General features: G+C 69.2%; 11 protein-coding genes. 5 read left to right on the top strand and 6 right to left on the bottom strand.

Annotated elements, in window-relative coordinates:
- Window positions 1-156: 156 nt before the first annotated feature.
- Window positions 157-1596 carry an NAD(P)-dependent oxidoreductase gene (locus tag IBL26_RS19620; protein WP_187786201.1) on the bottom strand — a complete coding sequence of 480 codons (1440 nt, stop codon included), beginning with the start codon at window positions 1594-1596 and terminating at the stop codon, window positions 157-159.
- Between the two features lie 244 nt (window positions 1597-1840).
- A complete protein-coding gene (locus IBL26_RS19615; RefSeq protein ID WP_187786200.1) occupies window positions 1841-2794 on the bottom strand; it encodes a complex I NDUFA9 subunit family protein in 954 nt (317 codons plus the stop codon).
- A gap of 173 nt (window positions 2795-2967) precedes the next feature.
- On the opposite strand from IBL26_RS19615, the gene IBL26_RS19610 reads away from it, so the two are divergent.
- A complete protein-coding gene (locus tag IBL26_RS19610; protein ID WP_187786199.1) occupies window positions 2968-3537 on the top strand; it encodes a DUF1013 domain-containing protein in 570 nt (189 codons plus the stop codon).
- 164 nt (window positions 3538-3701) lie between these two features.
- Here the strand turns inward: IBL26_RS19610 and IBL26_RS19605 are convergent, their stop codons facing one another.
- The gene (locus tag IBL26_RS19605; RefSeq protein ID WP_187786198.1) at window positions 3702-3872 is read right to left on the bottom strand and encodes a DUF465 domain-containing protein; all 171 of its coding nucleotides are present in this window, start codon (window positions 3870-3872) and stop codon (window positions 3702-3704) included.
- A 234-nt stretch (window positions 3873-4106) separates the two neighbouring features.
- Here IBL26_RS19605 and IBL26_RS19600 point away from each other — a divergent pair, with 234 nt between their 5' ends.
- From IBL26_RS19600 to IBL26_RS19585, 4 genes are all read left to right on the top strand, one after another.
- On the top strand, window positions 4107-4307 hold the full coding sequence (locus tag IBL26_RS19600) for a YdcH family protein (protein WP_007438878.1): 201 nt from the start codon (window positions 4107-4109) through the stop codon (window positions 4305-4307).
- Window positions 4308-4551: 244 nt separating this feature from the next.
- A complete protein-coding gene (gene purE, locus IBL26_RS19595) occupies window positions 4552-5007 on the top strand; it encodes a 5-(carboxyamino)imidazole ribonucleotide mutase (protein WP_187786207.1) in 456 nt (151 codons plus the stop codon).
- Window positions 5004-6146 (top strand): 5-(carboxyamino)imidazole ribonucleotide synthase, encoded by a 1143-nt coding sequence (locus tag IBL26_RS19590; RefSeq protein WP_187786197.1) that lies wholly within the window; start codon window positions 5004-5006, stop codon window positions 6144-6146. Before purE ends, IBL26_RS19590 begins: the two co-directional genes overlap by 4 nt.
- Before the next feature lie 180 nt (window positions 6147-6326).
- Entirely contained in the window at window positions 6327-7430 is a 1104-nt protein-coding gene (locus tag IBL26_RS19585) for an OmpA family protein (protein WP_187786196.1), read from the top strand.
- Window positions 7431-7973: 543 nt separating this feature from the next.
- Here IBL26_RS19585 and IBL26_RS19580 read toward each other — a convergent pair.
- The 3 genes from IBL26_RS19580 to def all read right to left on the bottom strand — a co-directional run bounded on the left by IBL26_RS19580 (window position 7974) and on the right by def (window position 9779).
- The gene (locus IBL26_RS19580) at window positions 7974-8501 is read right to left on the bottom strand and encodes a hypothetical protein (protein ID WP_241749579.1); all 528 of its coding nucleotides are present in this window, start codon (window positions 8499-8501) and stop codon (window positions 7974-7976) included.
- Window positions 8502-8691: 190 nt separating this feature from the next.
- Window positions 8692-9273 carry a COQ9 family protein gene (locus IBL26_RS19575; RefSeq protein WP_187786194.1) on the bottom strand — a complete coding sequence of 194 codons (582 nt, stop codon included), beginning with the start codon at window positions 9271-9273 and terminating at the stop codon, window positions 8692-8694.
- Window positions 9273-9779 (bottom strand): peptide deformylase, encoded by a 507-nt coding sequence (gene def, locus IBL26_RS19570; RefSeq protein WP_187786193.1) that lies wholly within the window; start codon window positions 9777-9779, stop codon window positions 9273-9275. Before def ends, IBL26_RS19575 begins: the two co-directional genes overlap by 1 nt.
- Window positions 9780-9853: the final 74 nt, after the last annotated feature.

Below are 9853 nucleotides of genomic sequence, written 5' to 3'. Positions count from 1 at the left end.
GGGCGGTGCCCGGCGGCGTCACGGCGGGTGGCGTGCCGGCGGCCGGCGGCGTGGTGCCGCCGCTGCCGAACTGCGTCGGCTGCGCCAGCACGGCGTTGCCCAGCAAGGGCGTCGCCAGCAGCGTCGCGGCCATCAGGCCGTGGCGAAGCGCGCGCATCACTCGGCCGCCAGGGCGCTGGCGGCCTGCGCGGCCACATAGGTCTCGATCTGGTCGGCGGCATCGCGGCCATCGCGGATGCCCCACACGACCAGGGATGCACCGCGCACGATATCGCCCGCGGCAAAGACTCCCGGCAGCTTTGTCATCATCGTTCTCCGATCCACTTGCACCGTGCCCCAGCGGGAGACCGCCAGCGCCGGCTCGTTGAACATGGACGGAAGATCCTCGGGGTCGAATCCCAATGCCTTGATCACCAGGTCCGCCGGCTCGACGAAGGCGCTGCCGGGGATGGCCTCCACCTGCTGCCGGCCGGTCGCGTCCGGCAGGCCCAGATGCATCCGCACCGCGCGCACGCCGGAGACATGCTCGCCCTGCCCCACGAAGCCCTCGGGGGCGGAGAGCCAGGAGAAGCGCACGCCCTCCTCCTCCGCGTTCTTCACCTCGCGCATCGAGCCCGGCATGTTCGCCTTGTCGCGGCGGTACAGGCAGGTCACGTCGGTGGCGCCCTGGCGGATGGCGGTGCGGACGCAATCCATCGCCGTATCGCCGCCGCCGATGACGACGACCTTCTTGCCCCTGGCGTTCAGCGCGCCGTTCTCGAACTCCGGCACCGCATCGCCCAGCCCCTCGCGGTTGGAGGCGGTCAGGTAGTCCAGCGCGGGCACGATGCCGCCCAGGCCCGAGCCCTCGCCGCCGATGTCGCGCGCCTTGTACACGCCCGTGGCGATCAGCACGGCGTCATGCTTCGCCCGTAGCTGCTCCAACGTGATGTCCTGGCCGATGGCGCAGTTCAGAATGAACTCGATGCCGGCGGCGGCGTACTGCTCATGCCGGCGCAGCACGACTTCCTTCTCCAGCTTGAAGTTGGGAATGCCGTAGATCATCAGGCCGCCGACGCGGTCGTACCGGTCATAGACCGTGACCTTCCAGCCGCGTAGCCGCAGCCGCTCCGCCGCCGCCATCCCGGCTGGCCCGGCACCGACGATGCCGACGGAGCGATCCACCTCCCGCACCGGGATCGGCGGCTTGACCCATCCCATCTCGAAGGCAGTATCGGTGATGTACTTCTCGACGGCGCCGATGGTGACGCTGTCGAAGCCCTTCTCGATGACGCAGTTGCCCTCGCACAGGCGGTCCTGCGGGCAGACGCGGCCACAGATCTCGGGGAAGGTGTTGGTGGCGGCGGAGACCTCGTAGGCCTCCTCCAGCCGCCCCTCGGCGGTCAGCTTCAGCCAGTCCGGGATGTTGTTGTTCAGCGGGCAGTGCACCGAGCAGAACGGCACGCCGCACTGGCTGCACCGGCTGGCCTGGGCCCCGGCGCGCTCGGCGGTGAAGCGCTGGTAGATCTCGCCGAAATCGTCCCGCCGCTCGGCCGCGTCACGCTTCTCGGGCGTCTGTTGCGACAGGCGCACGAATTGCAGCATGCGTTCGGCCATGGCGAGGGCTCCCACGGGGCAGGAAGAAAAGACGATGCGGTTCTGTCAGAGGCCGGGGCATGCGGGCGGGCATGCAAACCGGCAGGAGGACTTTCGCCGTCCTGCCGGGACCATAAACACGGCTGGGGTAGCCTCGCCAGCACTTTTTCGCCCTTACGTCAGTAAGACTGACGTTTTTAGGCAATCAATCCGTAACCAACGCAGCGAGCTTAGATTGGCACCAGTTTATTAAGTCCGGTTCGGACTATTTGACTGAAACCGTACCCTCCTGCCTTCCCGCACGCCGAAACCGTGACAGGTAGCCCGGCACGACCGACTCCATCGCCCGCGGCTCGATGCCCAGCGCGGCGAAGCCCTCCGCCCCATTGGCCACCACATTGTCCCGCCGCAGCTGCGCCAGTTGGTCGCGCGTCAGCGGCTTGCCCGGCAGGTGCTCGCCAACCCGCGCCTGCAGCCGCACCAGCCTGTCCGGGATCTCCACCAGCCGCTTCCGCCGCCCGGTCATGTCCAGCACCATCGCCATCAGCTCGCGGAAGCTGGCGACGCGGGGCCCGCCCAGCTCGAAGGTGCGGCCTTCGACGCCGTCCTGCGTCAGCCCGGCCACCACCGCATCGGCGACGTCGCCGACATAGACGGGCTGGAAGCGGGTATCGCCACAGACCACCGGCATGAAGGGCAGCATCCGCGCCATGCCGGCGAAGCGGTTGAAGAACTGATCCCCCGGCCCGAACACGATCGAGGGCCGCAGGATCACCACGCCCGGGAAGCCGGCCTTGACCGCCGCCTCCCCCGCTGCCTTGGTGCGGGCATACTCGCTGGGGCTGCCGGCATCGGCACCGATGGCCGAGAGCTGCACCATGCGCTGCACCCCCGCCGCCCTGGCGGCCGCGCCGATCCGGCCCGGCAGCTCGCCCTGCAGCCGCTGGAAGTCGCCCTTGCGGCCTTCCGCCAGGATGCCGACGAGGTTGACCACCACGGCCGCGCCCGCCACGGCACGGCCGATGGCGGCGTCCTCCCGCAAGTCGGCCGCCAGGGGCACGACCTGCCCCACATTGCCCTGCGTCATCAGCACGCGGGCTGCCTCCGGGTTCCGCCCAACGATCCGCACCACGTAGCCAAGCCGGGCCAGGCGCTGCACCACCTGCTGCCCGATGAAGCCGGCACCACCGAACACCGCCGCCACTTTCCGTGTCACCAAGGCCTGATTCTCCTGTCCCATCCCACCCGGAACGATAGGGAACGCCCCGGGATGCGCCAAGCAACGGACATCCGCCGCCTGCGAACCTTTGACCCCCTCCCTCCCTCTCTCTATATGCAGGGCTTTCCGGGGCGGTCCGCGCACCCGCCCACACGACCCGCATAAGGTTTCCGATGACCCTGCCGCTGATGCCGAAGGCCACCGCTGTGTGGCTCATCGAGAAGACGTCACTCTCCTTCGAACAGGTCGCCGACTTCGTGGGCATGCATCCGCTTGAGGTCCAGGCCATCGCCGATGGCGAAGTGGCGCAGGGCATCGTCGGCTACGACCCCGTGCAGAACAGCCAGCTGACGCGCGAGGAAATTGCCCGTTGCGAGGCCGACCCGAACGCCCGCCTGCGGCTGATGCCCAGTGCGGTGCCGCAGCCCAAGGGGCGCGGCAAGGGTGCCCGCTATACCCCCGTGTCCAAGCGCAACGACCGGCCGGACGCCATCGCCTTCCTGCTGCGGAACTTCCCGCAGCTGACGGAGTCGCAGATCGGCAAGCTGCTGGGCACCACCAAGGACACGATCGCCAAGGTGCGGGACCGCACCCACTGGAACAGCGCCAACATCAAGCCGCGCGACCCGGTGATCCTCGGCCTGTGCAGCCAGGGTGACCTGAACGCCGCCGTCATCGCCGCCGGCGGCAACCCGGCCGCCCCGGCGGCCGCCGGGCTGGAAGAGGGCGAGGACGCCGTCTGAGACCGGCTGGCCGGGCGCCGTGCCCGGCCGCGCCACGGCGCATCGCCCACAGGCTTGCCCAATCGGCATTCAAACAAAAAACCCTGCGGCCAGTCGGCCGCAGGGCAGGCCCGCCGGGCCCCATGGTCTGTGCCAGGGGTCCTCGGCGGCAACCGGGCCGGGCCTCAGCGGCTGGCGCGCAGCTTCTCCATCTCTTCCTTCAGTCGGAGCTTGGCCAGTTTGAGCTTGGCCAGGGTCCCCGTATCCGGCGCCGGGCGGGCGCCTTCAGCGGCAAGTTGCCGGTCCAGCGTCGCGTGCCGGTCCTGAAGGCTATTGAGGCGGGGCTGGTGCGTCATGGTCACGCTTATCCTCCACGCGGTTGAGTGACACCCGTGGGCCATGCCTCCCCGCCATGCCCTCGCATGGCCGTGGGGAGCGTTGGCCCCCAGGAGGCGCGGCATCGCCCGCAACCCTGCCCCGCGCTGCACAATGTGCCTTGACGTGACAGTGCGCTGGGCGGCCGCGCTACGACATGATATGGCGTCTTTCCCCTCCGATGCGACTCTTAACCGTCGAGTATTCCCGCACCGATGCTGGCCGATCGAGACAGCCTCCTCCGCCGTCTGCACGAGCTTCGCAGCGAGCATCGCGACCTGGACACCGTGATTGCTCGCCTGGAAGACGGACCGGTGGACCAACTTCAGCTGCAGCGGCTGAAGAAGCGTAAACTGAAATTGAAGGACGACATCGCCTGGCTGGAGAGCCGGCTGGTGCCGGACATCATCGCCTAGCCCAGCCAACCGGCCCGGCCGCTTTCGTCATCGCTTCTGGTGCCCCGCTTTCGGCACCGCTCTGGGCACCCGACCCATGCCGGGGCGCGGCCTGCCGCCGCGCCTCTCCCCTGGGACATTCGCGCTGGACATTACGGGCAAGGCACGGCACAGCCGCCGCCTTGAACAACCCCTTGTGTTCGCAGGATGCCGCGTGACCCATAGCACCCCCCCTGCCGTTCCCGCGCCGCTGGTCGGCATCATCATGGGCAGCCGCTCGGACTGGGAGACGATGCGCCACGCGTCAGAGACGCTGGCGAAGCTCGGCATCCCGCATGAGTGCAAGGTGGTCTCCGCCCACCGCACGCCGCAGCGCATGTATGACTACGCCCAGGGCGCCGCGCCGCGCGGGCTGCGCACCATCATCGCCGGTGCCGGCGGCGCCGCGCATCTGCCAGGCATGACCGCCTCCCTCACCCGCCTGCCGGTGCTGGGCGTGCCGGTCGAAAGCCACGCGCTGAAGGGCATGGACAGCCTGCTCTCCATCGCCCAGATGCCCGCCGGCATCCCGGTCGGCACGCTGGCCATCGGCCGTGCCGGCGCGGTGAATGCCGCGCTGCTGGCCGCCGCCATGCTGGCCACCACCGACGCAGCCCTGGCCATCCGGCTGGAGAAATTCCGCGAGGACCAGGCCAACGCCGTGGCGGAGACCCCGGAATGAGCGTGGATCCCTTTGCCAGCCGCTTCCCGCTGCCGCCCAATGCCACCATCGGCATCCTCGGCGGCGGCCAGCTCGGCCGCATGTCGGCCCTGGCTGCGGCGGAGCTGGGCTATCGCTGCCACATCTATGCGCCGGGTCAGGATGAGCCGGGGATGCTCGTCTCCGCCGCCCGCACCGTCGCCGGCTACGAGGATGAAGCGGCCCTGGCCGCCTTCGCCGCCGCCGTGGATGCCGTGACCTTCGAGTTCGAGAACGTGCCCGCCCGCACGCTGGAGATCCTGGCGCCGCTGGTGCCCTGCCGCCCCGGCCGCAAGGCGCTGGCGGTGTGCCAGGACCGGCTGCAGGAAAAGGCGTTCTTCGAGTCGGCCGGCGTCCCGGTCGCCCCGTGGGCCGCCGTGACCAGCGAGGCGGAACTGCGCGAGGCCGTGGCGCGAATCGGCCTGCCGGCGGTGCTGAAGACCACCCGCCTCGGCTATGACGGCCGCGGCCAGGCGGTGCTGCGCAAGGAAGCCGACATCGCCAGGGCGTGGGAGACGCTGTCCCCCCGCCCGCTGATCCTGGAAGCCTTCGTGCCCTTTACGCTGGAGCTCTCCGCCATCGCAGCCCGTGGGGCCGATGGCGCCACGGCCGTGTACGACGCGGTGGAGAACCAGCACCGCCACCATATCCTCGACCTCTCCTTCGCCCCGGCCCGGGTGCCGGAGGCGGTGGCCGAATCCGCCCGCGCCCATGCCGCGAGCGTCGCCGCGGCGCTGGAACTGGTGGGCGTGCTGGCGGTGGAGCTTTTTCTGCTGCCGGATGGCCGCCTGCTGGGCAACGAAATCGCCCCCCGGCCGCATAATTCCGGCCACTGGACGCAGGATGCCTGCCAGTCCAGCCAGTTCCACCAGCACATCCGCGCCGTCGCCGGCCTGCCGCTCGGCAGCCCGAGCCGTCACTCGGACGCTGTGATGCAGAATTTGGTAGGCCCTGAGGGCATGGCTCGCCTGCCGGCACTGTATGGGGCGGCGGACACATCGGTGCATCTGTATGGCAAGGCAGCGGCCCGAGAAGGCCGGAAAATGGGCCATGCCAACAGGCTATTCCCCCTGGCAACGCTGGAGCGGACAGCCGAGGCGCAGCTGCTCTCAATGCTGTGACCAAAATGCCCCACACCCCCTGTGGCTTTCCGGTCACAGGGGCCAGGAAACTCCCAGCAGGTTAATGCAGCGCCCGAGCAACAATGCTAATTCACTCTCCAACGCAGCGACGTTACCGGCCGGGTCTCTCCGGGGTTTCACGCCGCGGAACGCCTCTGGTGGATCGAGGAGAATTATAAGATGAACTTCAAGAAGGCGCTTCTGGCCGCCACGGTTCTGGCTCTGCCGCTCGCCGCGCAGGCCCAGCCGGTGACGGGCGTTTATGTCGGCGCTGGCGCCGGCCTGAACATCCTGCAGAACTCGGACCTCACCTCCAACGCCCCGTTCGGCGCTGGCGTGGGCACGACCCGCAGCCTGACCGCTGAATTCGACAACGGCTTCGGCGGCGTTCTGAGCGTCGGTTATGGCTTCGGCAACGGCCTGCGCGCCGAGATCGAGGGCAACTACCGCCAGAACGACGTGGCCAAGATCTCCCGTGGTGGCGCCCTCACCGGCGTCGGCGGCACTGCCCGCACCTACGGCGTGATGGCCAACGCCCTGTACGACTTCGACTTCGGCATGCCCGTCGTCCCGTACCTGGGCGCCGGTGTTGGTTATGCCTGGAGCGAGTACGACACCGTTCGTAGCCGCGCCACCTTCCCGGGCGGCAACTCCGTGAACATCGACGACACGGACGGCCAGTTCGCCTTCCAGGGCATCGCCGGCCTGGCGTTCCCGATCGCCGCCGTTCCCGGCCTGGCGCTGACCGGTGAGTACCGCTTCTTCGGTACGCTGGACCCGTCCTACAGCGGCGTGTCCCGCAACGGTAACACCGGCGCTCTGAGCCGCGTGAGCGTTGACTCGGAGAACTACAACCACTCCGTGTTCGTCGGCCTGCGCTATGCGTTCAACGCGCCGCGCCCGGCGGCCCCGGTTGTCCCGGTTGCGCCGGCTCCCGCCGCTGCTCCGGCTCCGGCCCGCACCTACCTGGTGTTCTTCGACTTCGACCGTGCTGACCTGACGGACCGCGCCCGCCAGATCATCGCCGAAGCCGCCCAGAACGCTGGCCGCGTGCAGTCCACGCGCATCGAAGTGGCCGGCCACGCCGACCGCGCCGGTTCGCCGCAGTACAACCAGCGTCTGTCCCAGCGCCGCGCCGACGCCGTCGCCGCCGAGCTGGGCCGCCTGGGCATCGCCCGCTCCGCCATCACCGTCCAGGCGTTCGGCGAGAGCCGTCCGCTGGTCCCGACGGCCGATGGTGTGCGCGAGCCGCAGAACCGCCGCGTCGAAATCGTCCTGCGCTAATCGCGACGCCGGGTGGTTCGCCACCCGGTACCAGGATGACCAGCTACGGAAGGGGCGCCGCAAGGCGCCCCTTTTCGTTTGTCCGCGCTGCGCCCGAGGCGCGAGCACGCCACGACCCGGACAGAGTTGTTCGGATGCCCTGCCGGCAAACCCGATTCCAGACGACTCGCTTAGGCCACTGCCGCTGGCAGATTGCGTCCGCTGAGGTCGCGCCAAGCCCTTACGCCGGACCTGCACCAGCGCCCTAACGTGAATCCTGGTGATGCCTCGGCTCTATCCGACGATTCGCCTCTTCGGTTGAGGAAGGACTGGTGCATATGAATGCGCCGTCCACTGCAAGCCCACCTTGCTGGAGCGGCGTTTCGCTCCCCCGATGCGGCCCCACCAGCACGCCGGTTCCCAAGCGCCTCAGGCCTTTGGCGCGGAGAGTTTCGGGGCAGCGCCCTCTCAAGAGCGCAACACACTCGCACCGCCCGCCATCCAGGCACGAAAAAGGGCGCCTCGCGGCGCCCTTGTCCTGCTTCCCCCGAAGCCCTCCGCTGTTCAGCGGCTGGCGGTGCGGGCCCGGTTCGCGCGGCGGGCCGGCGTGGACGGGCTGCTGGAGGTGGAAGTCGCGCCACAAGTGTCCAGCGAGTACGGCACAACGACGTTCCGCTCGTAGGACAGGCTGGCCAGGCGGGCCAGGCCGCCCTCGGCCAGGGCCTGCTTGAACAGCGGCGTCACGTTCGGGCAGAAGAACGTGCCCTGGTCGATGCCGTCCTGGGACTGCGCATTGGCCAGCTGCGTGATGTAGCCATCCAGCTGGCGCTGGCCCTGCACGTTGCCATGGACGCGCTTGAAGTGCGCCGTGACGGTGCGGTAGGCGTCGCCCAGGTCACGCTGGTTGCGGGTAACGAAGGCGTTGTACTGGTCGGTCTGGCCACAGGCCAGGGCGGCGACCATCAGCTGGCTCTGCAGGGCGCGCACTTCCATGGCGGTCCGCTCGGCGGGTTGCAGGCAGCTGTCGGCCAGCACGGGCGTAGCGATAGCGGCGGCCGCGAGACCTGCCACCAGAGTCCGGACAAACTTCATCGCGACCGAGATCCCCCTCAAAGGTTGCGCATGGAAAGCAAAAAACTCCCCCGCCGGCCTCTTACACCATTAGGGGCGGCGCTGCGAAGACTCGATTGTATCCGAAGAAATCTCGTGATCGCAGTTGCTTGGAAGCCTGCGCCAAGACAGAGCTTGAAGGTGGCACCCGGCAGGCCGGAACGCCGCCGAATCAAGCCGCGCGCTTGCGTTTCTGCAGCTTCGCCAGCCCTTCCAGCCGCCGGTCCAGGAAGGCCAGTGTCGCCTCCAGCCCCGGTGCCGGCTCCCGCAACCAGAAGGCCAGGGTGGCGGTATGGATCGCGCCCAGGGTCAGCCGCCGCGTGTGGCGGGAGATGTCGTCCGAGGTATCGCCGGCGGCCGTCCACATCGCATCTGCCGTGCGGGCGGCGCAGCGCGCGGCCATGCCGGCGTTCCAAGGCAGGGAGAGCACGGCCACGCCGCGCCGCTTCGCCTCCCGCCACGGTTCCGCCTGGCGCAGCCGGATCTCGATCAGGCGGCGGATGCGGGCCGGGATGCGCAAAGCGCCCAGGTCCCCGGCCTCTTCCACCATGTCGCGGTCGGCCAAGTCGCACCAGGCTTCCACCAGGCTGGACGGGCCCTTGGGGAACAGCCAGTCCGCGGCCTCGGGCGGCTCGCCCAGATCGGCCAGACCGGCGCGGAGGGCGGCCAGGGTCCAGCCACGCTGGGCGACATGCGGCAGGGTGGCGCGCAGGGCGGCATCGCGCGCCTCGCTGCGCTCGGGCTTGCCGGTCATCACTGGTGCGACTCCCGGGCCGCGGCGCGGGCCAGTTCCTCGTTGAAGCCGAACAGGCTGAAATCGGTCATGCGCATCGGATAGAGCACGCCGTCCAGGTGGTCGTTCTCATGCTGCATCACCCGCGCCAGCATGCCCTCCGCCTCGCCTTCCACGGCTTCGCCCTGCACATCCAGGCCCCTGAAGGCGACTCGGTCGGCACGCGGCACGCTACCACGCAGGCCGGGGATGGAGAGGCACCCCTCCCACCCGGACGACTCGGCCGGGCCCAGCAGCTCGATCTGCGGATTGATCAGGGCAGCCACCTCGTCCCCATTGCGCCAGACAAACAGGCGAAGCGGCACATGCACCTGCGGCGCCGCCAGCCCTAGCCCGCCGGCATCCAGCATGGTCTCGGCCATGTCCATGATAAGGCGTCGGATTTCCGGGTCGGTGGGGTCTTCCACCTCGGCGGCGCGGCGCAGCAGCACAGGGTGGCCCATGCGGGCGATCTTCAGGATGGACATGGCAAACCGTTCAAATCAGGACAGACCATAGAATTGGTTGTGCCGGCGATGCGGGGAAGGGCTTTTCCTGCGGC

The sequence above is a fragment of the Teichococcus aerophilus genome (assembly GCF_014490485.1).
Taxonomy (GTDB): Bacteria; Pseudomonadota; Alphaproteobacteria; order Acetobacterales; family Acetobacteraceae; genus Pseudoroseomonas; species Pseudoroseomonas aerophila.
Note: the sequence above shows the minus strand (reverse complement) of the source record. Positions and strands in the feature narration are given on the sequence as shown.